This is a genomic window from Pseudomonas sp. Q1 (genome assembly GCF_009935975.1).
GTDB classification, from domain to species: domain Bacteria; phylum Pseudomonadota; class Gammaproteobacteria; order Pseudomonadales; family Pseudomonadaceae; genus Aquipseudomonas; species Aquipseudomonas palleroniana.
Genome location: NZ_QODI01000018.1, coordinates 44166 through 70337 on the forward strand (window position 1 = coordinate 44166; position 26172 = coordinate 70337).

Annotated in this window: 24 protein-coding genes, 3 pseudogenes and 1 riboswitch; of the genes and pseudogenes, 12 read left to right on the plus strand and 15 right to left on the minus strand. The window is 60.7% G+C overall.

Annotated elements, in window-relative coordinates:
• The first annotated feature begins 284 nt into the window (after nt 1-284).
• Nucleotides 285-1481 carry an amino acid aminotransferase gene (locus DK870_RS24730; protein WP_161549937.1) on the plus strand — a complete coding sequence of 399 codons (1197 nt, stop codon included), beginning with the start codon at nt 285-287 and terminating at the stop codon, nt 1479-1481.
• Between the two features lie 101 nt (nt 1482-1582).
• Nucleotides 1583-1795, plus strand: a complete 213-nt coding sequence (locus DK870_RS24735; RefSeq protein WP_060755801.1) for a hypothetical protein — start codon at nt 1583-1585, stop codon at nt 1793-1795.
• A 207-nt stretch (nt 1796-2002) separates the two neighbouring features.
• Here the strand turns inward: DK870_RS24735 and DK870_RS24740 are convergent, their stop codons facing one another.
• Nucleotides 2003-2875 (minus strand): LysR family transcriptional regulator, encoded by an 873-nt coding sequence (locus tag DK870_RS24740; protein WP_161549938.1) that lies wholly within the window; start codon nt 2873-2875, stop codon nt 2003-2005.
• A 103-nt stretch (nt 2876-2978) separates the two neighbouring features.
• Between DK870_RS24740 and DK870_RS24745 the strand changes: the two are divergent.
• A pseudogene (locus tag DK870_RS24745) lies at nt 2979-4361 on the plus strand (aldehyde dehydrogenase family protein).
• A gap of 81 nt (nt 4362-4442) precedes the next feature.
• Here the strand turns inward: DK870_RS24745 and DK870_RS24750 are convergent.
• Entirely contained in the window at nt 4443-4748 is a 306-nt protein-coding gene (locus DK870_RS24750; RefSeq protein WP_060755803.1) for a protealysin inhibitor emfourin, read from the minus strand.
• A 14-nt stretch (nt 4749-4762) separates the two neighbouring features.
• On the minus strand, nt 4763-5824 hold the full coding sequence (locus tag DK870_RS24755) for a M4 family metallopeptidase (protein ID WP_060755804.1): 1062 nt from the start codon (nt 5822-5824) through the stop codon (nt 4763-4765).
• Nucleotides 5825-5954: 130 nt separating this feature from the next.
• On the opposite strand from DK870_RS24755, the gene DK870_RS24760 reads away from it, so the two are divergent.
• The 4 genes from DK870_RS24760 (at nt 5955) to DK870_RS24775 (ending at nt 10021) form a co-directional block, all read left to right on the plus strand.
• On the plus strand, nt 5955-6899 hold the full coding sequence (locus tag DK870_RS24760) for a DNA/RNA non-specific endonuclease (protein ID WP_161549940.1): 945 nt from the start codon (nt 5955-5957) through the stop codon (nt 6897-6899).
• 36 nt (nt 6900-6935) lie between these two features.
• Nucleotides 6936-7131, plus strand: a riboswitch (cobalamin riboswitch).
• A 117-nt stretch (nt 7132-7248) separates the two neighbouring features.
• Nucleotides 7249-8259, plus strand: a complete 1011-nt coding sequence (locus DK870_RS24765; RefSeq protein WP_161549942.1) for an ABC transporter substrate-binding protein — start codon at nt 7249-7251, stop codon at nt 8257-8259.
• A complete protein-coding gene (locus DK870_RS24770; protein WP_161549944.1) occupies nt 8256-9260 on the plus strand; it encodes an iron ABC transporter permease in 1005 nt (334 codons plus the stop codon). Before DK870_RS24765 ends, DK870_RS24770 begins: the two co-directional genes overlap by 4 nt.
• The gene (locus DK870_RS24775) at nt 9257-10021 is read left to right on the plus strand and encodes an ABC transporter ATP-binding protein (protein ID WP_104994341.1); all 765 of its coding nucleotides are present in this window, start codon (nt 9257-9259) and stop codon (nt 10019-10021) included. The genes DK870_RS24770 and DK870_RS24775 overlap by 4 nt, the downstream gene beginning before the upstream one ends.
• Here DK870_RS24775 and DK870_RS24780 read toward each other — a convergent pair.
• From DK870_RS24780 to chrA, 4 genes are all read right to left on the minus strand, one after another.
• Nucleotides 9967-10938 (minus strand): alpha/beta hydrolase, encoded by a 972-nt coding sequence (locus DK870_RS24780; protein WP_161549946.1) that lies wholly within the window; start codon nt 10936-10938, stop codon nt 9967-9969. The genes DK870_RS24775 and DK870_RS24780 overlap by 55 nt on opposite strands.
• Nucleotides 10938-11378 carry a TspO/MBR family protein gene (locus DK870_RS24785; protein ID WP_060755810.1) on the minus strand — a complete coding sequence of 147 codons (441 nt, stop codon included), beginning with the start codon at nt 11376-11378 and terminating at the stop codon, nt 10938-10940. Before DK870_RS24785 ends, DK870_RS24780 begins: the two co-directional genes overlap by 1 nt.
• Nucleotides 11379-11450: 72 nt before the next feature.
• Complete coding sequence (locus DK870_RS24790; protein ID WP_161550025.1) at nt 11451-12014, minus strand: nucleotidyltransferase family protein; 564 nt, start codon at nt 12012-12014, stop codon at nt 11451-11453.
• Nucleotides 12015-12069: 55 nt separating this feature from the next.
• Nucleotides 12070-13428, minus strand: coding sequence for a chromate efflux transporter (gene chrA / locus DK870_RS24795; RefSeq protein ID WP_161549947.1), 1359 nt, complete (start codon nt 13426-13428; stop codon nt 12070-12072).
• Between the two features lie 140 nt (nt 13429-13568).
• On the opposite strand from chrA, the gene DK870_RS30065 reads away from it, so the two are divergent.
• Nucleotides 13569-13715, plus strand: coding sequence for a hypothetical protein (locus tag DK870_RS30065; RefSeq protein WP_372241709.1), 147 nt, complete (start codon nt 13569-13571; stop codon nt 13713-13715).
• Nucleotides 13712-14098, plus strand: coding sequence for a YkvA family protein (locus DK870_RS24805; RefSeq protein ID WP_060755812.1), 387 nt, complete (start codon nt 13712-13714; stop codon nt 14096-14098). Before DK870_RS30065 ends, DK870_RS24805 begins: the two co-directional genes overlap by 4 nt.
• Nucleotides 14099-14165: 67 nt before the next feature.
• Here the strand turns inward: DK870_RS24805 and DK870_RS24810 are convergent, their stop codons facing one another.
• The 3 genes from DK870_RS24810 to DK870_RS24820 form a co-directional block, all read right to left on the minus strand.
• Nucleotides 14166-14900: a BPL-N domain-containing protein gene (locus DK870_RS24810; RefSeq protein ID WP_161549949.1), complete on the minus strand. Its 735-nt coding sequence runs from the start codon at nt 14898-14900 to the stop codon at nt 14166-14168.
• A gap of 86 nt (nt 14901-14986) precedes the next feature.
• Nucleotides 14987-15613 carry a glutathione S-transferase family protein gene (locus DK870_RS24815; RefSeq protein ID WP_161549951.1) on the minus strand — a complete coding sequence of 209 codons (627 nt, stop codon included), beginning with the start codon at nt 15611-15613 and terminating at the stop codon, nt 14987-14989.
• A 216-nt stretch (nt 15614-15829) separates the two neighbouring features.
• On the minus strand, nt 15830-17887 hold the full coding sequence (locus DK870_RS24820) for a methyl-accepting chemotaxis protein (RefSeq protein WP_161549953.1): 2058 nt from the start codon (nt 17885-17887) through the stop codon (nt 15830-15832).
• A 238-nt stretch (nt 17888-18125) separates the two neighbouring features.
• On the opposite strand from DK870_RS24820, the pseudogene DK870_RS24825 reads away from it, so the two are divergent.
• Nucleotides 18126-18635: pseudogene (locus tag DK870_RS24825) on the plus strand (AAA family ATPase); the annotation flags it as partial.
• A 1416-nt stretch (nt 18636-20051) separates the two neighbouring features.
• On the opposite strand, the gene DK870_RS24830 reads toward DK870_RS24825, so the two are convergent.
• From DK870_RS24830 to DK870_RS24840, 3 genes are all read right to left on the minus strand, one after another.
• Nucleotides 20052-20342: a DUF3144 domain-containing protein gene (locus DK870_RS24830; RefSeq protein ID WP_060755816.1), complete on the minus strand. Its 291-nt coding sequence runs from the start codon at nt 20340-20342 to the stop codon at nt 20052-20054.
• Between the two features lie 78 nt (nt 20343-20420).
• Complete coding sequence (locus DK870_RS24835; protein WP_161549955.1) at nt 20421-21116, minus strand: tRNA (adenine(22)-N(1))-methyltransferase TrmK; 696 nt, start codon at nt 21114-21116, stop codon at nt 20421-20423.
• A 13-nt stretch (nt 21117-21129) separates the two neighbouring features.
• The gene (locus tag DK870_RS24840; RefSeq protein WP_161549957.1) at nt 21130-21840 is read right to left on the minus strand and encodes a FadR/GntR family transcriptional regulator; all 711 of its coding nucleotides are present in this window, start codon (nt 21838-21840) and stop codon (nt 21130-21132) included.
• A gap of 348 nt (nt 21841-22188) precedes the next feature.
• Between DK870_RS24840 and DK870_RS24845 the strand changes: the two genes are divergently transcribed.
• A complete protein-coding gene (locus DK870_RS24845) occupies nt 22189-23550 on the plus strand; it encodes an MFS transporter (RefSeq protein WP_161549959.1) in 1362 nt (453 codons plus the stop codon).
• A 19-nt stretch (nt 23551-23569) separates the two neighbouring features.
• Nucleotides 23570-24895, plus strand: a complete 1326-nt coding sequence (gudD, locus tag DK870_RS24850) for a glucarate dehydratase (protein ID WP_161549961.1) — start codon at nt 23570-23572, stop codon at nt 24893-24895.
• A 146-nt stretch (nt 24896-25041) separates the two neighbouring features.
• On the opposite strand, the pseudogene DK870_RS29770 reads toward gudD, so the two are convergent.
• Nucleotides 25042-25158: pseudogene (locus DK870_RS29770) on the minus strand (putative addiction module antidote protein); the annotation flags it as partial.
• 256 nt (nt 25159-25414) lie between these two features.
• Nucleotides 25415-26113, minus strand: coding sequence for a hypothetical protein (locus DK870_RS24855; protein WP_372241710.1), 699 nt, complete (start codon nt 26111-26113; stop codon nt 25415-25417).
• Between the last annotated feature and the right edge of the window lie 59 nt (nt 26114-26172).

Below are 26172 nucleotides of genomic sequence, written 5' to 3' on the forward strand. Positions count from 1 at the left end.
TCCGCGAAGATTCAGCGCGGGGAGTAGGAAAAGATCATGATAGCCATAGAACTGGTGGCGAATGTGACGGGTTTCAAGGCAATCGTCCTACTTGCCGTTCGGAATCAATGTTGCAATAAGACTAACGGTCAGCAAATAAACCGAAAAACTTGGCCGAAAAGCCGTTTCGGTTGTCGCCTCAAGCGGTGATGGCCTCTATACTAGCTCCCCGTTTGTGCACCGCTCTAGTGCCTTCGGCCGGAGCGCGACACGTCCCTCCTTTCCCCCATAGAGCTGCCGCAAAAATGAGCCTGTTCTCCGCTGTCGAAATGGCACCACGCGATCCTATCCTGGGCCTCAACGAAGCATTCAACGCCGATACACGTACCACCAAGGTCAACCTTGGCGTAGGCGTTTACTGCAACGAGGAGGGGAAGATTCCACTCTTGCGTGCCGTTGCCGAAGCGGAAGCCATTCGCGTGGCGCAACACGCTGCCCGTGGCTACTTGCCGATCGACGGCATCGCCGCCTATGACAAGGCCGTACAAACCTTGCTGTTCGGCGCCGAGTCGCCACTGCTGAGCGCCGGCCGCGTCGTCACTGTCCAGGCCGTGGGCGGCACCGGTGCCCTGAAGATTGGCGCCGACTTCCTCAAGCAACTGCTGCCCAACGCCGTCGTCGCCATCAGCGACCCGAGCTGGGAAAACCACCTCGCGCTGTTCGAAACCGCCGGCTTCCCAGTGCAGAACTACCGCTACTACGACGCCGCCACCCACGATGTGAACCGTGCCGGCCTGCTGGAAGACCTCAACACCCTGCCGCCACAGTCGATCGTCGTGCTGCACGCCTGCTGCCACAACCCGACCGGCGTCGACCTGAGCCCGGCCGACTGGCAGAACGTGCTGGACGTGGTCAAGGCCAGGAACCTGGTGCCGTTCCTCGACATGGCCTACCAGGGCTTTGGCGACGGCATCCACGAAGACGCCGCGGCGGTGCGCCTGTTTGCTGAATCGGGCCTGACCTTCTTTGTGTCCAGCTCGTTCTCCAAGTCGTTCTCCCTGTACGGCGAACGTGTCGGCGCGTTGTCCATCGTCGGCGAATCCAAAGAAGAAAGCGCGCGCATCCTGTCCCAGGTCAAGCGCGTGATCCGTACCAACTACTCCAACCCGCCAACCCACGGCGCGGCAATCGTGGCAGCGGTGTTGAACAACCCTGAGCTGCGCGCCCAGTGGGAAGCCGAATTGGCCGAAATGCGCCTGCGCATCCGTGGCATGCGTGAGCAGATGGTCGCCGACCTGGCCAAAGCGGCTCCAGGCCATGACTTCAGCTTCGTCGGCCGCCAGCGTGGGATGTTCTCCTACTCGGGCCTGACCGTTGAACAAGTCACCCGCCTGCGCAGCGAGTTTGGTATCTACGCGCTGGATACCGGGCGTATCTGTGTGGCGGCGTTGAACCAATCGAACATTGATGCCGTCACAAAGGCAATCGTTCAGGTGCTGTAAGCCTGTAGCCATTGCACGCGAAGGGGGAAGCCGATGGCTTCCCCTTTTTCGTCTGCAGCTCCTAGACTGAACCCCAACTGCCCCTTTGCTGTGAGAGCCTCATGAGAAACGATGACCTGGACCTGCGCGCCGACCGCGATGAACTGGACGACGATTACACCCCGCGCGCACCACGCGCCAAGCGCCAGAAGAGCCTCGTGCTGCAAGTTGCGCTGGGGGTGTTTCTGGGTGGGTTGGCCCTGTGGCTGGTGCAACTGGGCGCCACGGCGCTGATGGCAAAGCTAGCCATGGGCACCTTGCAGTTCGGCGGCTGATGAAAACGAAATTCCAGTCAGTCAAGGAGGAGCACAGTCACTGTGGCGAGGGAGCTTGCTCCCGCTGGGTCGCGAAGCGGCCCCAGCTTTGGGCTTGAAAAGGCTGGGCCTGCTACGCAGTCCAACGGGAGCAAGCTCCCTCGCCACAGGTTACTTGTTGTCCGATCTATCGCTTAACTGACTGGCATGAGTGGCTCCCCCATTGATCTACGAAATTTCCAGCCCGCGTTCTTCCAGAAGTCTTACGAAGCTGTTCAAACTCTGCGACACCGTGCCCCGCCGCCAGATCAACCAGGTGTGCAAAATGCGGAAATTGTCCGCCAACGGCCACACACTCACGGCGGCAAATCCCGGCATGCTTTCCAGCATGCTGCGCGGCATCAATGCCAGGCCGGCCCCGGCGCTGACGCAGGCGAGCATGCCGTGGTAAGACTCGATCTCGAAGATCTTGCCTGGCACCGCACCGTCCTGGGAAAACCAGCGCTCCAAGTGGTGCCGGTAAGAGCAGTTCGAGCGAAACGTATAGATGCTCTCCCCGTTCACGTCCTGCCCCCGGTTGATCGGCGCGTGATGCAACGGCGCAATCACCACCATCTCCTCCTCGAATACCGGCACGCCTTCCAGCGTGGCATGCAGCACCGGCCCATCGACAAATGCCGCGGTCAGCCGACCTGACAGCACCCCCTCGATCATCGTGCCCGACGGCCCCGCGCTCAGGTCCAGCTCGACCTTGGTGTACTGCTGGTTATACGCCGCCAGCAACGTCGGGATACGCACCGCGGCTGTACTTTCCAGGGAGCCAAGGGCAAACGTGCCCTGGGGCTCCTCTCCCGCTACCGTCGCCCGGGCCTCCTGGACCAAGTCGAGAATGCGCCGCGCATAGCCGAGGAAATTCCAGCCGGCCGGTGACAGGCGCAGACGGCTCTTCTCGCGGATAAACAACTCGACGCCCAAGTCCTGCTCCAGTTGCTTGATGCGCGTGGTCAGGTTCGACGGCACGCGATGAATCAACTGTGCGGCGGCGCTGATGCTGCCCTGCTCGGCAACCGCCTTGAAGATTTCCAGCTGCACCAGGTCCAAATCATTCTCCAAACGTGAATGTATTGCTCAATATTATTCAGTTTCCAGAAAACATACAGCCCCGTACGCTGAACCCATTCCACTCATTCAGCAGGACGGTGCCATGAACCCGACGACCCACGCCCTCTCGATCAACCCGGCCAATGGCGAAACGGTCGGCAGCTATCCCTACGAAACCGAGCAGCAACTGGACGCAGCCCTCCAGCGCGCCACCCACGCCTTTCGTACCTGGCGCCGCCAGCCGGTCAGCCAGCGTGCCGAGTTGCTGCTGGCCCTGGCCGCCACCCTGCGCGAACAGGCCGAAACCATGGCGCAGATGATTACCCTGGAAATGGGCAAACCTATCGCCCAGGCCCGCGCTGAAATCGAAAAATGCGCCCAGCTCAGCGAATGGTATGCCGCCCACGGCCCAGCCATGCTCGCCCCGGAACCGACCCTCGTGGACAACGGCAGCGCCCGGATCGAATATCGCCCACTGGGCCCGATCTTCGCCGTGATGCCGTGGAATTTCCCGGTGTGGCAAGTACTGCGCGGCGCCGTGCCGACCTTGCTGGCCGGTAACACCTACGTGCTCAAACATGCGCCGAACGTCATGGGCAGCGCCTACCTGATCCAGCAAGCGCTGCAGAAAGCCGGCTTCGCCGACGGGCTTTTTTAAGTGGTCAACGTGACGAACGAGGGCGTTTCCAAGGCGATTGCCGACCCACGCATCGCCGCCGTCACCCTCACCGGCAGCGTGCGTGCAGGTATTGCCATTGGCTCCCAGGCGGGTGCCGCGCTGAAAAAATGCGTGCTGGAACTGGGCGGCTCCGACCCGTTCATCGTACTCAACGACGCCGACCTCGACGCCGCCGTGCAGGCCGCCGTGATTGGCCGTTTCCAGAACAGCGGCCAAGTCTGCGCCGCCGCCAAGCGCCTGATCATCGAAGCAGGCGTCGTGGAAGCTTTCACCGCCAAATTCCTCGAAGCCAGCCGCAAACTGGTAATGGGTGACCCGACCTCGTCCCAGACCTACATCGGCCCGATGGCACGCTTTGACCTGCGCGACGAGTTGCACGGTCAAGTGCAGGCCACATTGGAAGAAGGCGCGACCCTGCTGCTGGGCGGCAACAAAGTCGCAGGTGCCGGCAACTACTACGAGCCGACCGTATTGGCGAACGTCACCGACCAGATGACCTCATTCAAGCAGGAGTTGTTTGGCCCTGTGGCCTCGATCATCACCGCCCGTGACGCCGAGCACGCGGTGGCCCTGGCCAACGACAGTGAATTCGGCCTGACTGCGAGCCTCTTCACCACCGATGCGGCAAAGGCCCGTGATATCGCCAACCAACTGGAAACCGGCGGCATCTTCGTCAACGCATTCAGCGTCTCGGACCCGCGAGTGGCGTTTGGTGGCGTGAAGAAAAGTGGTTTCGGGCGCGAGCTGTCGCACTTCGGCGTGCGGGAATTCTGCAATGCGCAGACCGTGTGGCTGGATCGCAGGTAAACCCGGCCAGTCCCCTTACGACACCTTACCTGTGGCGAGGGAGCTCGCTCCCGTGGGGCTGCGCAGCAGCCCTCAACAGCCTCAGCCACGCACATGCCGGCGCACGCACTGCACCAACCCATCCAGCGCCTGGGACTTCACCGGCGCCAGCACACAGACCGTGTGTTCGCGCTGGCCCTCGGTCACGGTCAGGGTGTAGTGCACCTGGCCCGGGTTACCGGGCGCGGGCGGGTTGTTTGGCGGCAACTCAAAGAAGTCTGAAGCCTTGATCAGTTGCCGCAATTCCTGCTGGTCTTGCTCAGGGAGTGTGTCCAGCTCCACCGTGCGCGGCTTGGCCAGGCCCGGAAAAAAACCCGGCCCGCCGTTTTCCTTGATTGAGATGTGCATGGCTGCTCCTCACGTCAAACAGCAATACCGACCGCTTGCCAACCGTCCTTGACCGCCTTCTGTTCGTCCTTGTTCACGCCGTACAGGCGCCCCGCAACATCGTAAGTAATACGCGCAAAGCGCACAAACCCCGAATTAGGCCGCAGCCGCGCATCACGCAGCGCGTCATACCAGATGCGCCCCGCGCGCTCCCAGGCAAACCCACCCAACCTGGTCGCCACCTGGTAGAACGCATGGTTGGGAATACCGGAATTGATATGCACCCCACCATTGTCCTCGTAGGTCTGGACAAAATCATCCATGTGCCCCGGTTGCGGGTCCTTACCCAACAACTTGTCGTCAAAGGCGGTGCCGGGCGCTTTCATCGAGCGCAGTGCAGTGCCTTTGATCTTTTTGGTAAACAACCCTTTGCCGATCAACCAATCGGCATCTTCAGCCTTTTGTTTCAAGGCATATTGCTTGATCAGTGAGCCGAACACGTCCGACAACGACTCGTTCAACGCCCCGGACTGATTGAAATACATCAGCTTGGCCTCATCCTCCGTGACGCCATGGGCCAACTCATGGCCAATCACATCGAGGGCCACGGTGAAGCGGTTGAACAACTCGCCGTCCCCATCCCCGAACACCATCTGGGTCGAGTTCCAGAACGCGTTGTTGTAGTTCTGGCCAAAATGCACGGTCGCGTCCAACGCCATGCCCGCGTCGTCGATGGAGTTGCGGTCGAAGACCTGTTCAAAAAAATCGAAGGTGGCGCCCAGGCCATCATAGGCTTCGTCCACCGCCGCATCGCCACTCACGGGCTGCCCTTCGCCACGGATCAGTTTTCCTGGCAGGCTGTCGCTGCCCTCGGCGCTGTAGATCGAGCGCTGTTTCTCGGCGCCCATGGCCAAGGCCAAGCGGGCCGGCCCCTTGGCGGGCACCGCGACCATGCGCAGCGAGCGGAACGTGCTGTCCTTGGCACGGGTACGCAACGCGACGTCCCGCTGCGCCTTGTCGCCGTTGCGCGCGATCTGGTCGAGCATATAGGGCGGGATCAGGCAAAAAACCGGGTTACGCAAAGGGTGATCACACATGAACTGGCTCCTTGTTGGCATGGGGTGAACGTCCGGGTAACCGTTTCAGGATAGCCCCCAGGGGTTAACGCGTGTCATCAATTGTCATTAACCTATGTTGCAGTCGTGTTTATCCAAGGAGGACTTACCGATGCCCGCACGTAAAGCCAAGATTGACCTGTCGTACCGCCCACGGCTCGCTGACCTGCGCCCATTGATCACTGCGAGCCCCACGCTGCTGGAGGCACGGGCGGCGACGCCCCGCGTCACCTCGGCCAACGACCTGAAGGACCGACACGGCTACGCAGAGGATTTCCTCGGCAGTTTCGTGGTGCCCTGGCCCACGGCTGAAGGGGCCTTGGCGGAAGATGTACAGGTCTTGAAGGGGGGTGGTGAGCGCCTGGACTACACGCACTTCTCGATTACCATGTCGCGCTCGAAACGGCTCGCGCTGTATGTCGGCGTCAACATTGACGGCAACCAGCACGTGGAGATTATTCGCAGCAACGACAGCTGGGCCTATGACGGTCGCTTGCCTATCGAAGCACAGGTAGGCGACGCGCTTTATGCCAACAATGGCCTGGATCGCGGCCATCTGGTCCGCCGCCAAGATCCCAATTGGGGTGACGTGGCGCAAACCGCCAACCTCGACACCTTCCATTTCACCAACTGCTCGCCGCAGATGAGCGGGTTCAACCAGAAAACCTGGCTGGAACTCGAAGACTACATTCTGGACAACACGCAACGCTGGAAAGCCAGGGCCACGGTATTTACCGGCCCGGTGTACGCCGACGATGACCGCGTATACCGCGGCGTGCAAATCCCCAAGGCCTTCTGGAAAGTGGTCGCCTACCTCAACGACGACGGCAAACCGTCCGCCAGCGCCTACATGATCGACCAAATCCGCGAACTGGGGCAGCTCGACCTGGTGTTCGGCCAGCTCAGGACCTACCAGCGCAGCGTGATCCAGATAGAACGCCTGACCGGCATCCGCTTCGCCAACCTGGCCGACTACGACGGTTTCAGCAACGAAGAACGCGCCACCGGCACGCGTATCGAAGCGCTGATCCAGGGCCCTGAGGACATTCGTCTGTGAGCAGGCCCACCTTGGGCTATTTCACCTCGCTCTAATCAACTACCATACCGCGCCGGTTCCCAAACGGGACTAATAGGGAATCCGAAGCGCGGTCCACCCGCGTCAATCGGAACTGCCCCCGCAACTGTAGGTGCTGAGCCTGCTCCTGGATGCCACTGGACCTTGTCCGGGAAGGCCGGAGCCTGGCGACGACGCATCAGTCAGGAGACCTGCCGGCCCAAGCTCGATCACTAACCGGCGGGGTGTCCGGGAAGGACATCCTTGCCCTGCCCCATCGGCAGCGTTAATGGCTGTATTTCCACGACCGTACCTCCCCAGCTACTTGTACGGTTAAAACGGAGATTGCCCCATGCTGCCACGCTTTAGCGCACTGCTCACCAGTCTTGGCTTCTGTGCCCTGGCCCAAGCCGCCCCCACCCAGTACCCACTGACCGTGGAAAACTGTGGCAACCCCGTCACCTTTCAACAGGCCCCCGCGCGCAGTGTGACCATCGGCCAGGCCGCCACCGAAATGCTCTACACCCTGGGTGTGGCGGATAAAGTGGTCGGCACCTCGCTGTGGTTCAACGATGTGCTGCCCCGGTTCAAGGTGCAGAACGACAAGGTCGAGCGCCTGGCCAACAACGAGCCGAGTTTCGAAGCCGTGATCGCCAAGCGCCCGCAACTGGTGGCCGCTGAGCTGGAATGGGTGGTCGGCTCGCAAGGTGTGGTCGGCACCCGCGAGCAATTTGCTGAACTGAAGATTCCCACCTACGTGCTGCCCTCCGATTGCGAAGGCAAGGACAACCTGGTGGGCGCCGACGGGACGCGGCTGGAGCCTTTCCGTATCGACACCGTGTATAAAAGCATCCGCCAACTGGCCGAGATCTTCGACGTGCAGGCGCGCGGCCAACAAGTGAACGATGAGCTCAAGGCACGCCTGGCAAAATCCGTTGCCACCGCGCAAAGCAAAGGGCTCAAACAGGCCAGTGCATTGGTCTGGTTCTCCAGCGCCGAAATGGCCAGCGACCCCTACGTGGCCGGGCATAAGGGCGTTCCGCAATTCATGCTGGACACCCTGGGCCTGACCAACGTGGTGCAGTCCGATGAAGAGTGGCCTGCTGTCGGCTGGGAAACCCTGGCCAAGGCCAACCCGACCTTCCTGGTGATCGCCCGCATGGACCGCCGCCGCTACCCGGCCGACGACCATGAAAAGAAACTCGCGTTCCTGCGCACCGACCCGGTGACCCGCAACATGGACGCGGTGAAAAACAACCGCATCATCATTATTGACGCCCTGGCCCTGCAAGCCAGCCTGCGCACGTTCGATGGCCTGGAACAACTGGCCGGTGCCATCGACGGCTACGACCTGCCGAAATGATCCGTCCCTTGCTCGCCCTCATCCTGCTACTGCTCGCGATCCTCGCCGGCGTGGCCATTGGTGAAACCGCCATCGAACCGCAAGTGGTGTTGCAGGTACTCGCCAACAAACTGTGGGCGGCCGGCTACGCACTGGACCCGATCGATGAAGGCGTGGTGTGGAACTACCGCCTGACCCGCACCCTGGTCGCCGCCGCCTGCGGTGCGGGGCTGGCGACGTGCGGGGTAATCTTGCAGTCATTGCTGCGTAACCCATTGGCCGACCCATACCTGCTGGGCATCAGCGCCGGCGCCTCGACCGGTGCCGTGCTGGTGGCGTTGATCGGCGTGGGCGGCGGGTTGATTTCGCTGTCGGCCGGCGCCTTTGCCGGCGCCATGGCGGCGTTTGCCCTGGTGATTCTGCTGGCGCGCGCCAGCGGTGCGGCCAGCGGTACCGGGCAGATCATCCTCGCCGGCATTGCCGGTTCGCAGCTGTTCAATGCCCTCACCGCCTTCCTGATCACCAAGTCGGCCAGCTCCGAACAGGCCCGGGGCATCCTGTTCTGGCTGCTGGGCAACCTCAGCGGCGTACGCTGGCCCTCGGTAGGGCTGGCGGTGCCGGTGGCGGTCCTGGGCCTGGCGGTGTGCCTGTGGCATCGCCGTGCGCTGGATGCGTTTACCTTCGGCACCGACTCGGCGGCATCCCTCGGCATCCCGGTACGGCGTGTGCAGTTCCTGTTGGTGGGCTGTGCGGCACTGGTGACGGCGGTGATGGTGTCGATTGTCGGCTCCATCGGTTTTGTGGGGCTGGTAATTCCCCATGCGGTGCGCCTGCTGCTCGGCACCGGGCATTCGCGTCTGCTGCCGGCCAGTGCGCTGGGAGGCGCGCTGTTTCTGATCGCCGCCGATGTGCTGTCGCGGACCTTGATCAAGGGCCAGGTGATTCCGGTCGGCGTGGTCACTGCGCTGGTCGGCGCGCCTGTGTTTGCGCTGATCCTGATCGGTCGGAGGAACGCGCGATGAGTGTGCTGAGCTGCAACGGCCTGGGCTTCAAGGTGCGTGATGCCGAGTTGCTGCGCGATATCCATCTGGATGTTCAACGGGGCGAAACCCTGGGCATCGTCGGGCCGAACGGTTCCGGCAAATCCACCTTGCTCAAACTGCTTGCCGGTTTGCGCACGCCGGCCAGCGGCGAAGTACGCTTGGGCGGCCAACGCCTGAATGAACTGTCGCGCCGTGCCATCGCCCAACAGCTGGCGGTGGTGGAGCAACAGGCCGACACCGACGACGCGATCCGCGTGTTCGACGCTGTGGCCCTGGGCCGCACGCCGTGGCTGTCGGCGTTGAGCCCATGGTCCAGCGAAGACCACGCCATCGTCACCCAAGCCTTGCATGACGTCGACGCCACGCACCTCAGCCAGCGTGCCTGGCGCAGCCTCTCGGGCGGTGAACGCCAGCGCGTGCACATCGCCCGCGCCCTGGCGCAACGGCCGCAGATCCTGTTGCTGGACGAGCCCACCAACCACCTGGATATCCAGCATCAACTGGCGATCCTCAAAGGCGTGCAGGCGCTGCCCGTGACCACCTTGATTGCATTGCATGATCTTAATCAGGCACTGACCTGTGATCGCCTGGCCGTGCTGGATCACGGCCGATTGGTGGCGTTGGGCAAACCGCTGCAAGTGCTGACGCCGCAACGGTTACAGCAGACCTTCGGGGTGCAGGCGCATTACCTGACAGACCCGTTCGATGGCGCGCAGATACTGCGGTTGCGCCCCAGTTGATGGCCCATTCGGTTGACTATCCATTGGCGAGCGTAGCCGAGCACGTCCCGCGCCATATCCACGGGAAAATGGATAAACCCATGCGCCGCCTCCGGCAGCAGATACGCCTCAGCGCCAGGCCATCGCTCGGCGATCAATAAGGTGTCATCTTTGAGCGGGTCCAACTCGCCGACAAACATCAACGCCGGCGGCAACCCTGCGAAATCGCCATATAACGGCGACCATCGCGGCTGGCGGCGCTCATCATCAGTCAACCCCGGCGTCAGCATACGCAGCGCTGCAACCATCCCCGGCCCGTCCAGCAACAAGGTCTGCGGCCCCGCCGTGCGCACGCTCGGCGTACCGGTCAAATCATAAACGCCGTAATACAACACCGCCCCGCTGACCCGCGGGAGCAAGTGCGGCCACTGCTTGAGCGCCAGTAACGTCGCTGCCGCCAGGTGCCCACCCGCCGACTCACCGACGACGATCACCGGCAAGCCGGCGAACTCCGCGCAGTCCTCCAACAACCAACGGGCAGCCGCCAGGCAGTCGTCCAGCAGGCCCTCGAGCGGCGTGTCCAGCGCCAGCCGATAGTCCACCGACACCACTGCCACGTCGCAGGCGTTGACCATGCCCAGGTTGAGGTCGTCATCCATCTGCGCATTGCCGATGACCCAGCCGCCGCCGTGGATATCCAGCACCACGCCCTTGGGTTGGCCGCGTGGGCGCAGGATACGCACGGGCACCGTCCCGATGAGCCGGGTTTCAGCCTCGGGGGCCTGCTTGAGCTTTTGACTGACCCGCAACAACGCCTGGATCAAACGCGGCGTCACGCGATTGCGGATTTTAAAGCGTGGCATCCAGGCGAGTTTCTGGTTGAAGCGGCGCATCTGGGCCAGTTCAGGCTCACTGGCGGACCAGGGTTTAGGCGCCATCAGCGGTTATTGCGCAGGATCGAGAAGTTCAGCGCCGCCGCCACACACAGCCACGCCAGGTAAGGGAACAGCATCAGGCCGGTGATCAGGTCCAGGCGCACCGCCAACACCACCATCGCCGCCACGGTCACCCACAGCACCGCGATAATCAGCATCCCGGCGAGGATCCGATGGGCACCGAAGAACACCGGCGTCCACAGCGTATTCAAGGCAATCTGCGCCGCCCACAAGGCCAGGACGATTTGGCTGCCGGGAATCAGGCTGAGACGATAACCGGCCCAGGCCAGCAGCAGGTAGATAAGGGTCCACGCGACCGGAAACAGCCAATTGGGCGGCGTGAAGCTGGGTTTGACCAGGGATTCGTACCAGGCGCCGGGCTTGAAAAGTAAGCCGGTACTGGCAGCGGCGATGCAGGCGAGCAGGAAGATGAAAAAAGTCATGGTCGGTCCTTGGCTGGGCATTTCATGCTTGGACGTACCGCACTCGGGTAAAAGTTCACTGGCGTACCCAAGCTAAGCAGGCGCCACAATCCTCAACCAAGGCCAACGCGCCTGGTAACTCCTGGCCTTCTGCGCAAACAATGCCGGCTCCGGATGCCGCGGGTTGATACGCAACACCCCCTGCGCCACATCCTCCAACCCGTACGGCGCATACACCTCGCCCGTCGCAATCTCCAGGCCGATGCACGTGCCCGCCACCAGGTAACGATCAATCCCCTGCCTGGCCGTGTGCAACTGCGGATAAGGCCGACCGAACCGCTGCGCGTACCAAAGGTGCACCCGCGCCTGATTCTTCACCTCAACGTTGACGCCCAGGTCCTGGAACAGCACTTCGGCCGAACGGATCACCGCATCCTCGGCCTCGTAGGACAAGTCCGTATCGAAATAAAAAACGTCGTAGTCCTTGACGCCCTTGTCAGCAGGCAGCTTCGCCTGATGATTCCACACCGCCTGGAACAGACAGCCCGCCGTGAGGAAACACTGGTCCACCCCGAGGTCAGGCAGGCGCGCGGTGATTTCGGCGTTGATAGGGTTGGCCATGGCCAGGTCGAGCAGGGTTTTGACGGTCAATGTCATGGTCATCCCTTTCAATCGTTTTCCAGCGGCCAACTGTACAACAGGGCCACGACTCTTAGCGCAACAGATGCACAGCCAAACCGACCAGCGCGCAAGCGATCAACACCTGAATCACTCCGCGCTTGAAATAAAACAGTGCGACCGCCGCCATCAGTGCGATCAACGCGGAAGGCCAATCAAGGCTAGCGCTGAAACCCTTTGGCCACAGCACGTGATACCCGAAGAAGCACGCCAGGTTCAGGATCACGCCAACCACGGCAGCGGTAATGGCGGTCAATGGTGCGGTGAACCTGAGTTCGTTGTGGGTCGACTCCACCAGCGGGCCACCGGCAAGAATGAACAGAAATGAGGGCAGAAAGGTGAACCATGTCACCAGAGACGCGGCGACAGCCCCAGCCAGAAACATTTGATCGGCGCCAAACACCTGCGAGACGTAGGCGCCGACGAAGCCGACGAAGGCCACCACCATGATCAGCGGCCCGGGCGTGGTTTCCCCTAGCGCCAGCCCGTCAATCATCTGTGTCGGGGTCAGCCAGCCATAGTGCCCCACCGCTCCTTGGTAGACATAAGGGAGCACCGCGTAGGCACCGCCAAACGTTAACAGCGCAGCCTTGGTAAAGAACCAGCCCATCTGGGTCAACGTGCCCTGCCAGCCAAACGACAGGATCAAAACAGCCATTGGCAATGCCCACAGTGCAACGCCAAGCAGAGCGAGCGATGCCAATTTCAACCAACTGAACCGGGCATGCTCTGGGGACGGGGTGTCGTCATCGATCAAGGCCGGGCCAAACGTTCTCTTGGCGGCACTATGCCCCCCTGTTCTGAATTTCTCGGGTGCCAGGCGTCCCCCGACATAACCGATCAATGCCGCCCCCAGGACAATCAACGGGAATGGGACATTAAACGCGAAAATTGCGCTGAATGAAGCGGCCGCTATCGCCCATAGCCAATGGTTCTTCAGCGCTCGCGAGCCGATCCTGTGGGCTGCCTGCACAACGATGGCGGTCACGGCAGGCTTGATGCCATAAAAGAGGCCCGCTACCACCGGCACTTCGCCGAACGCAACATATAGCCATGACAAAGCGATCAGGATAACCAGCGAAGGCAGCACGAACAGCCCACCCGCGACCACCCCGCCCCAGGTTCGATGCATCAGCCAGCCGATGTAAGTCGCCAACTGCTGAGCCTCCGGCCCAGGCAGCAACATGCAATAGTTGAGCGCATGCAAGAACCTGCGCTCGGATATCCAACGGCGCCGCTCGACCAGTTCCTGATGCATGATCGAGATCTGCCCCGCAGGCCCGCCGAAACTGATGAAGCCCAACTTCAACCAGAACCAGAAAGACTCCCGCAAACTGACCGCCTGCGGCCTCGACAACGCTTCTTCACCCACGGGTCCCGCTACCTTGCTCATTGCGCTGTTCCTCTTTCACAAAACCGTCGAGGGGAATATAGGGGCAGTCCTGAAATGATACGTGACAGAGCAAGAAACTAAACCGTGATAGCGATAAGCTTGAACCTCCACCCTGCTCCCACCCTCAGGTGTATTGCACCATGACGCTCTCCTCCCACTTCACCCCCTGGGCCTCGCTGTTTGGCGGTGCACTGATAGGCCTGTCCGCCGGTCTGTTCATTCTGGCGATGGGCGCTGGAATGCTGTTTTTTGAAGGGGCGGACTCGCGAAGGTCAGCCAAAGCATGAAAAGCCTGCTCAATGCTGTACGCCGCTGGGCCAAAACCTTGAAACGGCAAACCATGGTGCTGTGGTTTTGTTATCGACACCCGCAAACGCCCTGGCTGCCCAAATGGATCTCAGTATTCGTAGTGGCCTATGCGCTGAGTCCCATCGACTTGATTCCGGATTTTATTCCGGTGCTGGGTTACCTGGACGACATGATCATCCTGCCCCTTGGCATTCTGCTCGCGATTCGCTTGATGCCTGCGCAAGTCCTTGAGGATTGTCAGCGCCAGGCCAGTGAGTGGGAGAACAGCCACGCCGAACGGCCCGTGAATAAAGTGGCTGCGGGGGGGGTGGTGATAGTTTGGCTGGTGGCTGCGGGGGCACTACTGGCTTATTTTATTTGAAGCGAAGAAGCCTGGGATCAAGTTGCCAGGGAGCAAGCCCCCTAGCCACAGGTCGGTATGCTGCGCTTCAAAAGTTGCGAATCAACGCCCCAAACAGATCGCCACGCGGCATTTTGTTCAACGGGATGTCGGCATTCTCAAACCATTCGCGACCGGCCTCGGGATGCGGGCCGCTCAGCACGACCACACCCTTTTCGTAGGTATAGCGCGCCGCCGCGACGTCGCCGTTGCGGTAGGTCGCGATGGTTTTGTAGGGCGCGGCCGGGTCGGCTGCGGGAATGTAAGGGCCGTCCTGGAAGAACACATGGTCAGGCTTGCCTTCCCACATGACCTGCACGGCGGCGTCGGCGATGCCGGGCACTTCAAAGCCGGGGCGGCCGGCTTCGCCGTCGAGGTCCTGGGGGATCAGGCCGAGGTTACCGTCATCCGCCAGATAGGCACCCATGCACAAACCCAGGTAGCGCCCGCCGCCGGCGACATAACCACGAATCGCCTCGGCGCGCGCATCGCCCAGGCTGCGCAGGGCACCGGGAATGTCCTGACCGCCGCCGGGCTGCACGTAGAGGTCATAGCGCGCCAGGGTTTGTGGCGTGATGTCGATGGCCTCCTGCGCGCCCACATAATCGATCTGATACTCGGGATTGAGGCGGCGCAAGGCATTCGCCACGTTCTCGGAACAGTCATCGCAGCCCGCCGGGCCGCGGTAGATGGCGACGTGCTTGATGGGCGTGGCGGCCTCGGCCGGCGACGGCAGCAAAAGCGCGAATGCAATTAACGTGACGGCGACAGCTCGTAAGTTCATGACCGAAGGCTCCTGTACGGACAACGCAAAGCCTATAGCGATTGCGCCCTTCAATCCGTTAACAGTTGTAAACGCCGTGAAGCCCCTTACTTGGCAAACGCATACTCCCCACCCTGCTCCACCGCCTTGCGATACGCCGGCCGCGCCTGGAATTTTTTCACCCACGCCGCCAGGTTCGGGTAAGCCTGCAACTTGCCCTGGGCCTTGGCGATTTCGCCGATGAAACTCATCTGGATATCCGCGCCACTCAGCTCATCGCCCAGCAGGTAGGCTTTATCCGCCAGCACGTCGTTCAGGTACCCCAGGTAATTGGCCACTTCCGATTCGATCCTCGGGTGCAACGGCGCGCCAGCGTCACCAAGGCGGCCGACGTAGAGGTTGAGCATCAGCGGCAGCATCGCCGAGCCTTCGGCAAAGTGCAGCCATTGCACGTATTGGTCATAGGTGGCCGTGGCGGGATCGGGTTGCAGGCGGCCCTGGCCATAATGGCGGATCAGGTAGTCGATAATGGCAGCGGATTCGATCAGCACTTGGCCACCGTCTTCGATCACCGGGGATTTGCCCAACGGGTGGATGGCCTTGAGCTCGGGCGGCGCGAGGTTGGTCTTGGGGTCGCGCTGGTAGCGCTTGATCTCGTAAGGCAGGCCGAGTTCTTCGAGCAGCCAGAGGATGCGTTGCGAGCGCGAGTTGTTGAGGTGGTGAACGGTGATCATGGTAGCTCCGCTAAGCGAAAGGGGGGTCCTGAAAAGAGACTACACCACCGCCCGGGAGTGCCCACCTAATTTACTTGTAGTGAGCGGGCTCGCCCCGCGCTGGGTTGCGTAGCAGCCCCAAAACCAGGCACCTCGGTCTTTCTGAAACACCGCAGTGACAGGGTTTAGGGCGGCTGCGCCCCCCCAGCGCGGGGCAAGCCCGCTCACTACAAACGCTCAGCCCAATCGAAAGCGCGCGGTGTTATCGCTCAATGCCCGGCTGCCTTTGCTCAAGGTGTCCGCCGCCTGGTTCACGGCACGCGCGCCATCGAGCAGGCGCCCTGCCGCTTGGTCAACCTGCTGGATATTACCGCTCACTTCATCCGCCGTGGCAGCCTGTTCTTCCACCGCCGCGGCAATCTGCGCCAGGGTGTCGGTGACATTTTGTACCGCGCCTGCGATTTCGCCCAGGCGTGCCCCCAGGCCGGTGACTGACTCGGCGTCGGTCAGGGCTTGCTCGCACGCCGCGCCCATCAAGGTGACCGCCTGGCTGACGGTTGCACGCAGGCTGTCCACGGTGCCGGCGATCTGCGCCGTGGACGCCTGGGTGCGTTGCGACAGGCTGCGCACTTCATCGGCCACCACGGCAAAACCGCGCCCTTGTTCGCCGGCGCGAGCGGCTTCGATGGCGGCGTTGAGCGCCAGCAGGTTGGTCTGTTCGGCAATACCCCGAATGGTATCGACCACCGATTGAATCTGCTGGCCTTGCTGGCTGACCTGTTCCAAGGCGTTGGCGGTGTCGGTCAGGCGCTGGTTGAGTTGCTGGATGCTCGCCGTAGTGCGCTGGCTGTCGCGACTGCTGTCCTCGGCAATGCTGCGGGTGTGCTGGGCACTTCCAGAGGCTTGCTCGCAACTTCTGGCGACACCCATCGAAGTGGCGGCCAGTTGGGTGGCGGCGGCGGCAACCTGGCTGATCTGGTGCTGCTGGTCTTCGACCTCGGTGAGGGTGCTGCCCGATTGTGCGTTGAGGGTGTGTACGGCCGAACCGAGTTGCTGGGTTTCATGATTGACGCCCAGCAGGCTGGTGCGCAGTTGCACCACGGCAGCGTTGAGTGCGGCGCTGATCAGCGCCAGTTCATCGCGGCCTTCCACCGCCACTTCGATACACAGGTTGCCGTCGCGCAGGGACTCGGCCAGCGTGGTGATGCCGCTGGCGCTACGGCGGATCGAGGCTTGCAGGCACATGAACAGGTACAGTGCGGCCAACGCCAACAGACTGAACGTCGCCGCCACCGGAATGAACTGTTTGATCGATTGCCCGTGGTAGTAACCCAGGCGCGCATCCAGCGCGTGCAGCGACTGGCTGCGCAACGCGCCCAGGGCACCGAGCACGGCGTCGACACTGCTGTCGAACGCGGCAGTATCGAGCTTGATGGTGCCGCCGAAAACGCCCTCGTCCAGCGTCTTGAGTTGGTTGTCCAGCAACTGCAGGCTGCTGTCATATTGGGCAGTCCACGGCTCAATGCCCGGATATTGCTTGGCCTTGAGCGAAGCGGCGGCTTTGACCAACTGATCCCGGGCATCGCCGATACGGCCGCGCAGGTCACGCATCTGCAAGCGGCTTTGCAAGGTGAACTGCCCCGAGGCAATGGACGACTCACCGACGCTGGCGGTGCGGCCGATGCGCTCGATCAGGTCCGGCGTGTACTGGCTGGAAATCTGCATCAGCAGGTAGGTTTCCAGCCAGGGATCGAGGATCAGGCCGGTATCCAGGGTGATCTGCTCGCGCAGGGTTTGCATGGCGGTCAAGGCAGCGGTAAAGCGATCATAACCGTCCGGCCACCAGCCCACGGCACGCAAGGACTGGGTGTCCATGCCCTTGACGGCGGCCTGCAACGCCTCGAAGCGCGCCAGGGTGTCGGCGCTGGCGTGCTCAGTGTTGAGCACATCACCCAAGGCTTGCAGGCTCTGCTGGATCAGCGGGTTAGCGGCATCGACCTTGTCCATCGCAGCCTGGGCGGCAGGGGTTGGCGCACGCAGGATGTCCACGGCCTTCCAGCGCGCAGCGAGGTTGCGTTGTGCGGTGAGCTGGCTGTCGAGCGCGTCCAGGGCCAACAACTGGCGAACGCCGGACTGTTCGCTGGCAATCACCGCGAGTTTGTCGCGATAGCCCTGCCCGATCAGCCACACGCTCGCAGCCAAGGGCAGCATGAACAGGAAAAACAAGACCTGGAACTTGCGTGCGAAACCGAAACGGCCGAGCAAACGGATACCCGGTGATAAAAGACTGTGCATCGCCGACCACTCCCCCAAACAGCTTAGAAATGACTAAAAGCAAAATGCCATGTCATTGATTAAACTGGCTCAAGCAAGATGTGGGCCGTTGGTGCCGAGGCCGAAAACAGGCGCTTCTACACCGGCTGCCCGCTCAGGCGCGCACGAAAATGGGGCGAAAGCACTCAGTGTTGCGTGCACGCCTGTAACCCGTCGAGACGGGCCTTGGAATTTTATGCTTTCAGCAAAGGATCTGCCCATGCAACGCATCATCATCCTCGGTAACGCCGGCAGCGGTAAATCAACCCTGGCCCGCGAACTGGGTAAGCGCCTGGCAGCACCGGTGGTACACCTGGACAAGTTGTTCTGGGAACCGAACTGGGTAGAGGTCGATAACGAAATCTTCCGCAAGCGGATCAGGCAAGCGATTGCCGCGGACAAATGGATCTGCGAAGGCAATTACGCACGACGTAGCTTCGACCTGCGCCTGCCGCGAGCCGACCTGATCATCTGGCTCGACACTCCGCGCACCACGTGCTTGTGGCGTGTGCTGGTGCGCAGCCTGCTGGACCGACCACGTACAGACAAACCGACGGGGTGCAAGGAAAAGCTCGACAGAGAGTTCCTGGCTTTCCTGAGTTACTGCTGGAACTATGACCGCCTGAGCCGCCCAGGCATTGAGGTCGCACGCTTGACGGTCGCACCGCAGGTTCCGGTGATTCACTTACGCAATGCGCGGGAGGTGGCTGAGTTTTTGATGAGATTGCCCATCCCAACAACGCCCGCTGAATCTTGCTATACGGCTAGGCCAGCACCGCTGCCGAAAACAGCCGCCCCCCGAAACTGGCATTCATTGGTCAGCAGTTGGGATGGCTTTGACCGCGAGGCCGGTCTACTGGCGATTCGATCAGAACAAACCAGCGAGCGGTTATCAGCAATTATCGTACGACTCAATGACTGGGTGCCCCAAGTTCGCGAGGCCGCGAAAACCGCACTCGGTGACTATTTGACGCCCAAATATGCACCTTGGCTGATCGCTCAACTTCCCGCACTTCTCGCGCTCGAAATGCGCAAGCGCGAAAACCATCGAGTCACACTCGACAATCTCCAAGCGCTGCTGGCAACACCGGAATGCCTGCCACTGTGCGCCCCTGCCTTGCCCACCAGCCGTGGCCAGTGCGCTCGCTTGCTCTTTCGGGTCCTTGCTCAATCAATGACGGACGATGAACGGGAGCCGTTTCTGATAATGAGCTTGCATCACCCCGACTTCAGCGTACGTCGAGCGGCCCTTGGAGGTGCCATGGAACTGCCACAAGCCGCGGCTCAACGGGCTGTCGCATTCGGACTCGCCAGCAACAGCAGCATTCTCAGGAGGCTTTCGTTTCTGGAGGCGGTCCGGATACCAACGGGTCGTACTCGGTTGATCGAAGACTTTTTAACGGACCCCTCACCGGCAACCAGGTCGACAGCGTTATGGGCCGCAAAAAAATATGGCGTCGAACCCATGCATGTCCTGCAGACGCACCTGCGTGGCAATACACCCGAGACGAAAGCGCAATGGCTGGGCGTCCTTGGACTGGCACAGGATTTGAACATGCCGGTCCCTGAAGACTGGTTGACTACGGCATTGGAGCAAAAGAGCGGCGCGGTTCGCTCACTGGTGCTGAACATCGAAGGCGGTAACCGACCTGCACGTTTAATTTGCGCGATCGCAGATCCTTCCAAGAGCGTATTTGAGGTAGCGGTCACAGGCTTGCGTTCTCAACCCTGGAGCGTCATAGCATCGGCATTTACCCGCCAACTTGAAGTCCTTTGGGCCACCTTGACCGCTGATAGACGCCAGGCGCTGCTCGGTTTGATGCCTAAATGGACTCAAGCTGGATTTCTTCTCCAGCAACTTCAAATCGCACCGACTGAGCCGTCTTCACTTGAGCAGATTCGCCTCTGGGCCGACGCCCAGGTCTATGCGATTACCGACCGCGATACGCCGAAAAACGAGCGCGACCCGATCATTGAACGGTTGATGGCACTTGAGGCGGGCCGGGCATTGCCAGCCGGTATCATCTCCAGACTCACATAAGGTATGACGTGCAATACAGCGCGCACGGCCCGACTCTCCGCTTACCACTGGAAAAAAACGACAGGCAGACACCGGGACGCGGTGGGCGCAGTCAGTGCCGACGGCCTATTTGGCGAGCATATACCGGCTGAAATTATTGATGTGATCATCCAGATTATCCTCAAGCATCATCCGGTACTGATCACAGAAATACTTCAGCATGGCCTCCCGCGCCTCGGCCATTTCTGCGCCGGACTTGAAGTTGCGAGCACTGGCCCAGGCGTTGAAACGCGTGGTGCCGAACATCATCGAGGCACTGACCTCGCCGAGGTTTTCACAGGTCTTGAGCTGCTCGTTCGACAGTTCGATGTGCGCGTCGGCACGGTCGTAGAAGGCTTGGTCGGTGGTATCGGCCATGGCGGGGTCCTGGGTCAGCGAATGAAGGGCCGCATTGGAGCATAAGACGTCAACCTCAGGCGACCGAAGCCTGCGCCTTCACGCCAGTAATTCACTAATCCAGCGCACCTCTCGGGCCACTTCCTGCACCTTCGCCGGCGGCACCGCTTGCCGCGCCTGTTCAAGGCTGGCCAGGGTCTTGTGCTTCTGACGCAGCAGGCGTTGCCACTTGGCCAGGAACACCGGGCTGCGCGCTTGCATCTGCAGGGGGCCGAAGTACAGTTGTTCGCCGCTGTAGGTCACGGGCCCGGCGCGTTCAGCCACGATGATTTCGTAGTAGAAGCGGTTCTCGTGCAACAGCTCTTCGTGCAGGATCGAGTAGCCATTGTCCATCAACCACTGGCGCAACGGTTGCTCGCCACCGTTGGGTTGCAGGATCAGGCGTTCCAGGCCGCTCAGGCACGCCTGGCCGGCGTCGAGGATGTCGCGAATGGTTTCGCCGCCCATGCCGCAGAGGCTGATCGCGGTGATCCCGTCCCCCGGCTCGATCGCCGCCAAGCCATTGGCCAGGCGCACGGTAATGTGTTGTTCCAGGCCATTGTCGCGCACGGTACGTTGGGCGGCGTGGAATGGTGTGGTCGCGACCTCCCCCGCCACCGCGGCGGTGATCACGCCACGGTGCATCAACGCCACCGGCAGGTAGGCGTGATCGGAGCCGATATCGGCCAGGCGCGATTCGGCCGGCACGTTGGCGGCCACGCGCTCCAGGCGCATGGACAGCGTGTGTTGGTTCAACGGTTGGTCCTTTTCATTCCCCGGAAAATCGATCCCGGCTATTGGTCAGATGCAACACCATGGCGGCCCGCGCGGCGTCCGGGTCTTGACGCCTGATCGCGTTGAAGATCGCCTCATGCTCCAGGTTCGCCAGTTGCCCCAGCCTGGCAAAATCCGCCCCGCCGCGTTCGGCGCCCTTGACCTGGGTACGCGGAATCATCGCATTGCCCAGGTGCGCCATGATCTCGGTGAAAAACGTATTACCGGTGGCTTCGGCGATCAGTTGGTGAAAGCGCTTGTCTTCTTCCACGCAGCTGTCGTTACTGGCCAGCGATGCCTGATAGTCATCCAGCGCCTGGCGCATACGGGCCAGTTGTTCATCCGACCGGCGCAGTGCCGCCAGCGCCACAGCCTGCACCTCCAGGCCCAGGCGCAACTCAAGCATGTTGCGCACACTGGCGACCGTATCCACGTGCAGGCGCAAGCCCTGCTGCGCGCGCGGCTCCAGCACGAAGGTGCCGATACCGTGACGCGTCTCCACCAGGCCGGATGCCTGCAATTTGGAAATGGCTTCGCGCACCACGGTACGGCTTACGCCGTGCTCCAGCACGATGCTGGATTCGGACGGCAGTTTTTCGCCGGGCTTGAGTTGCCCGAGCAGGATGCGCTGGGTCAGCGCGTCGACCACGCCTTGGGCCAGGTTGCTGGAGCGTCTACGGACAAGGGTTCCGTTTTCAATGGGCATCACTGCGGGTCCACGGGGTTGGGCTGGAGGGAGCTTAACACTCCCTATCCGAGCCTGGCAGGCTAGGTTCACAAGACACCCAACTTGTATGACAACCAAATTGATAAATCTGCATTTCAACGCCCCCTGCCGCCAGCCCCAGATAACGTCGGCTTTGCTCGACAACGCTAAAAAAATCTATAACCACCAATAAACATGGGCAAATAACCATAAAATCTATTTCAATGGCGGCCTTATAAGCACAAAAACATCAATCACCCAATTGCGAATCCAAGAACACCACTTGTATGATGTCTATCAACAACACACAAACCCGCATAAAAATAAATCAGGGGGAGTTTTCGAGTCATGAGCCATTCAAATCCAGCATCCGCCGCTGCAGAAAACGAATCGGTGCTCAGCCGCACCGTCAGCAAAGTGAAGAGCCATGTGCTCCCCCTGTTCGTGATCATGTTCATCCTCAACTACATCGACCGGGTCAATATCGGCTTCGTGCGCACGCACATGGAGCACGACCTGGGCATCGGCGCCGCTGCCTATGGCCTGGGCGCCGGACTGTTCTTCATCGGCTACGCGCTCTTCGAAGTGCCCTCCAATCTGCTGCTGCAGAAGGTCGGCGCACGGATCTGGCTGACCCGCATCATGTTCACCTGGGGCATCGTCGCCACGCTGATGGCGTTCATCCAGAACGAAACCCACTTCTACATCCTGCGCTTTTTACTGGGCGTGGCCGAAGCGGGCTTTTTCCCGGGGGTGATCTACTACTTCACCCGCTGGCTGCCGGGTGTTGAACGCGGCAAAGCGATCGCCATCTTCCTCAGCGGCTCGGCCGTGGCCTCACTGATTTCCGGGCCGTTGTCGGGCGCGTTGTTGCAGATCGAAGGGTTCGGTTTCCACGGCTGGCAATGGATGTTCGCCATCGAAGGCCTGGCGTCCGTGGCATTGGGGTTCTTCGTGTGGTTCTGGCTCGACTCCAAACCCCACGACGCCCAATGGCTGACCCGTGAAGAACAGGATGCACTGGTGAGCGCCATCGACCAGGAGCAGCGCGACCGTGAAGCGCTGACCACGGTCAAGCCGACCCTCGGCAAGCTGCTCAAGGACCGTCAGATCCTGTTGTTCTGCGCCTTGTATTTCTGCATCCAACTGACGATCTACGCAGCCACCTTCTGGCTGCCCAGCATCATCAAGAAGATGGGCGATTTGAGCGACGTGCAGGTCGGTTTTTTCAACTCGATCCCGTGGTTGATCTCGATCATCGCCATGTATGCGTTCGCCGCGCTATCGGGCAAATTCAAGTTCCAGCAGGCCTGGGTTGCCGCTGCGCTGCTGATTGCCGCAGCGGGCATGTTCATGTCCACCACCGGCGGACCGATCTTTGCCTTTGTGGCGATCTGTTTTGCAGCCATCGGTTTCAAGTCCGCCTCTTCGCTGTTCTGGCCAATCCCCCAGGGTTACCTGGACGTGCGCATCGCCGCCGCCGTGATCGCCCTGATCAACTCCATCGGCAACCTGGGCGGTTTTGTGGCACCGACCACGTTCGGCTTTCTGGAGCAGACCACCGGCTCGATCCAGGGCGGCCTCTATGGCCTGGCCGGCACCTCGGTGCTGGCGGCGATCCTGGTGTTCTTCGCCAAGACGTCGCCCTCTGCCGCGTTGCCTGCGCCAAGCGTTACTCCAACGGCCACCGCTATCAGCAACCCCCTTTGAGCCCATTCAGGACATCACCATGACTACCCCCGTCATCACCCACTTCCAAGTCATCCCCGTGGCCGGCCATGACAGCATGCTGCTGAACCTGAGCGGCGCCCACGGCCCCTTCTTTACCCGCAATATCGTGATTCTCAAGGACAGCAGCGGCCATACCGGCGTCGGTGAAGTGCCCGGCGGCGAACGCATCCGCGAAACCCTGGAGGACGCGCGCAGCCTGGTCGTCGGCCAGCCCATCGGCCAGTACCAGCGCATCCTCAACCAGATGCGCAGCACCTTTGCCTCACGCGATGCTGCGGGCCGTGGACTGCAGACCTTTGACCTGCGCATCACCATCCATGCGGTCACCGCCGTGGAAGCGGCCCTGCTCGACCTGCTGGGCCAATACCTTGAAGTGCCGGTGGCCGCCCTGCTCGGCGAAGGCCAACAGCGCGATGCGGTAAAAATGCTCGGTTACCTGTTCTATATCGGCGACCGCACAACGACCAACCTGGCCTACCGCAACGAGGCGCACGCAGAGGACGAGTGGTTGCGCTTGCGCCACGAACCGGCCCTGACCAGTGAGGCCGTGGTGCGCCTGGCCGAAGCCGCCAAAGCCAGATATGGCTTCAACGACTTCAAGCTCAAGGGTGGTGTCTTGAGCGGCGATGCGGAAATCGAAGCGGTTACCGCCCTCGCCGAACGCTTCCCGGATGCGCGCATCACCCTCGACCCGAACGGGGCCTGGTCACTCAAGGAAGCCATCCGCCTGTGCCATGACCAACACCATGTGCTCGTCTATGCCGAGGACCCATGCGGTGCGGAAAATGGCTATTCAGGCCGCGAAGTCATGGCTGAATTCCGCCGTGCCACGGGCCTCAAGACCGCGACCAATATGATCGCCACCGACTGGCGCGAAATGGGCCACGCCATCCAGTTGCAGTCCGTGGACATTCCCCTCGCCGATCCGCATTTCTGGACGATGCAAGGCTCGGTGCGCGTGGCGCAGATGTGCAACGACTGGGGCCTGACCTGGGGTTCGCACTCCAACAACCACTTCGATATTTCCCTGGCGATGTTCACCCAGGTCGCGGCGGCTGCACCCGGTGATATCACGGCCATCGACACCCACTGGATCTGGCAGGACGGCCAACGCCTGACGCGCGAACCGCTGAAAATCGAAGGTGGCTACGTGAAGGTGCCGGCCAAGCCGGGCCTGGGTGTGGAGATCGACATGGACGCGGTGGCCAAGGCCCACGAAGTCTATAAAGGCATGGGCCTGGGTGCGCGGGATGACAGCGTGGCCATGCAGTTCCTGATCCCGGGCTGGCGCTTCAATAACAAGCAGCCTTGCCTGGTGCGCTAGGCACTTCGTTCGATGCAACCAAGGCGAGCTTCACCGATCTCTTGCACTGCACTGGGTGCCGACGGTTGTGCGGTGTTTGGGGCTAATGGAAAGCCCCGTGCACTCGTGCGAAAAACATGCTGGCGACGGGAATGAGGCAGTGAATGTCAGGGCTTGCTGGGTGTGGCCTGTTTGGCTGTGACCGTTGTTATCGGCTGCACCGTCAGCTCCACACCCAGCGCCAGCATGAGCTTCTGGACTGTCTCATAACGTGTTGTGCACCCCAACGACGGCTCGACAATTCTGGCCGGACGCTGCAGCAGACGATCGTTGGGAGCACAAACTCTGCGGATCAAATTGAAAATTAATTAATACGTAAAATATAGGGTTTACGCACCAACAACTTTTGATGGCGCCATTTTCGCTCAAATGAAAACTTCCACCATGCCAAACTCAAGTTTTCTCCTAGTTAAATTACTATACTAAGCTTTTAACGATAAGAATTTTAAAATACCCACATCTCTAAACTACAGCTACCAGCTAGACCCCAAACTCATAACGGACACCCCCATACATACACGGAACACCCAGCTTTTCAAAAAAATCATCTGTAAATAAAACCGCGCTTGATATGGCCCAGCGTGCACAACCAGTTCCAAGTACCTTGTCAGGATAAAAGGGGTTTCCGGAACCAGTTAGTCTGTTATGCTCAAATTTTCCACGGAGCATCTTTTCAAATTTATGCTGTTCCCCTTTTACATCGTTATCACTGAAATTGGAGATAGTCTCAGGCTCATAATGCACCAAGGCATTTCGGAGAGCGACCAATAGCTTCACATCCTGATAGAGACTAGCATTCCTCGCTATTTTCGGCTTCGCATTTAACTCAAGTGCTAATTCATACTTCTCAAGCATTGTTGATCGCTTAAGCGGCGACTGCTTCCATAAAATAGCCATCATCTCACTATTCTGCAGACATTCGATCCTAGCTGTATCGAAATATTCACCACAGTCGGCCCATAACTCATTGATTGTAGCCTCTAAGAATGCGACTGAAAGCATTATGCTCGCGACCACGCAGGCTTTGTGCTCACGAAGACCCTCATCCGAGGCAGAATCCCCAAGAGTCAATATAGGCTCAAGCACGGCTGCTCGCTGCGTAAAAAGTGCTGCCGCTGATAGATGTGATATTGACAGATAATCCCTAGATGAAATACTGATGAATGATTTAATTACCACGACCACATCCTTATGAACCAATAGGAACCCCAAAAAAATCAAGGCCGACCGTATGAATA

Excerpts from the sequence above, each read along its gene's own strand:
- DK870_RS24770 (WP_161549944.1), top strand. The coding sequence starts at position 8,256 with ATGATCCGTCCCTTGCTCGCCCTCATCCTGCTACTGCTCGCGATCCTC.
- DK870_RS24845 (WP_161549959.1), top strand. The coding sequence starts at position 22,189 with ATGAGCCATTCAAATCCAGCATCCGCCGCTGCAGAAAACGAATCGGTG.
- DK870_RS24810 (WP_161549949.1), bottom strand. The coding sequence starts at position 14,900 with ATGAACTTACGAGCTGTCGCCGTCACGTTAATTGCATTCGCGCTTTTG.
- DK870_RS24750 (WP_060755803.1), bottom strand. The coding sequence starts at position 4,748 with ATGCACATCTCAATCAAGGAAAACGGCGGGCCGGGTTTTTTTCCGGGC.
- DK870_RS24815 (WP_161549951.1), bottom strand. The coding sequence starts at position 15,613 with ATGATCACCGTTCACCACCTCAACAACTCGCGCTCGCAACGCATCCTC.
- DK870_RS24775 (WP_104994341.1), top strand. The coding sequence starts at position 9,257 with ATGAGTGTGCTGAGCTGCAACGGCCTGGGCTTCAAGGTGCGTGATGCC.
- DK870_RS24760 (WP_161549940.1), top strand. The coding sequence starts at position 5,955 with ATGCCCGCACGTAAAGCCAAGATTGACCTGTCGTACCGCCCACGGCTC.
- DK870_RS24735 (WP_060755801.1), top strand. The coding sequence starts at position 1,583 with ATGAGAAACGATGACCTGGACCTGCGCGCCGACCGCGATGAACTGGAC.
- chrA (WP_161549947.1), bottom strand. The coding sequence starts at position 13,428 with ATGAGCAAGGTAGCGGGACCCGTGGGTGAAGAAGCGTTGTCGAGGCCG.
- DK870_RS24820 (WP_161549953.1), bottom strand. The coding sequence starts at position 17,887 with ATGCACAGTCTTTTATCACCGGGTATCCGTTTGCTCGGCCGTTTCGGT.
- DK870_RS24790 (WP_161550025.1), bottom strand. The coding sequence starts at position 12,014 with ATGACATTGACCGTCAAAACCCTGCTCGACCTGGCCATGGCCAACCCT.
- DK870_RS30065 (WP_372241709.1), top strand. The coding sequence starts at position 13,569 with ATGACGCTCTCCTCCCACTTCACCCCCTGGGCCTCGCTGTTTGGCGGT.
- DK870_RS24765 (WP_161549942.1), top strand. The coding sequence starts at position 7,249 with ATGCTGCCACGCTTTAGCGCACTGCTCACCAGTCTTGGCTTCTGTGCC.
- DK870_RS24830 (WP_060755816.1), bottom strand. The coding sequence starts at position 20,342 with ATGGCCGATACCACCGACCAAGCCTTCTACGACCGTGCCGACGCGCAC.
- DK870_RS24785 (WP_060755810.1), bottom strand. The coding sequence starts at position 11,378 with ATGACTTTTTTCATCTTCCTGCTCGCCTGCATCGCCGCTGCCAGTACC.
- gudD (WP_161549961.1), top strand. The coding sequence starts at position 23,570 with ATGACTACCCCCGTCATCACCCACTTCCAAGTCATCCCCGTGGCCGGC.
- DK870_RS24805 (WP_060755812.1), top strand. The coding sequence starts at position 13,712 with ATGAAAAGCCTGCTCAATGCTGTACGCCGCTGGGCCAAAACCTTGAAA.
- DK870_RS24730 (WP_161549937.1), top strand. The coding sequence starts at position 285 with ATGAGCCTGTTCTCCGCTGTCGAAATGGCACCACGCGATCCTATCCTG.
- DK870_RS24755 (WP_060755804.1), bottom strand. The coding sequence starts at position 5,824 with ATGTGTGATCACCCTTTGCGTAACCCGGTTTTTTGCCTGATCCCGCCC.
- DK870_RS24780 (WP_161549946.1), bottom strand. The coding sequence starts at position 10,938 with ATGGCGCCTAAACCCTGGTCCGCCAGTGAGCCTGAACTGGCCCAGATG.
- DK870_RS24840 (WP_161549957.1), bottom strand. The coding sequence starts at position 21,840 with ATGCCCATTGAAAACGGAACCCTTGTCCGTAGACGCTCCAGCAACCTG.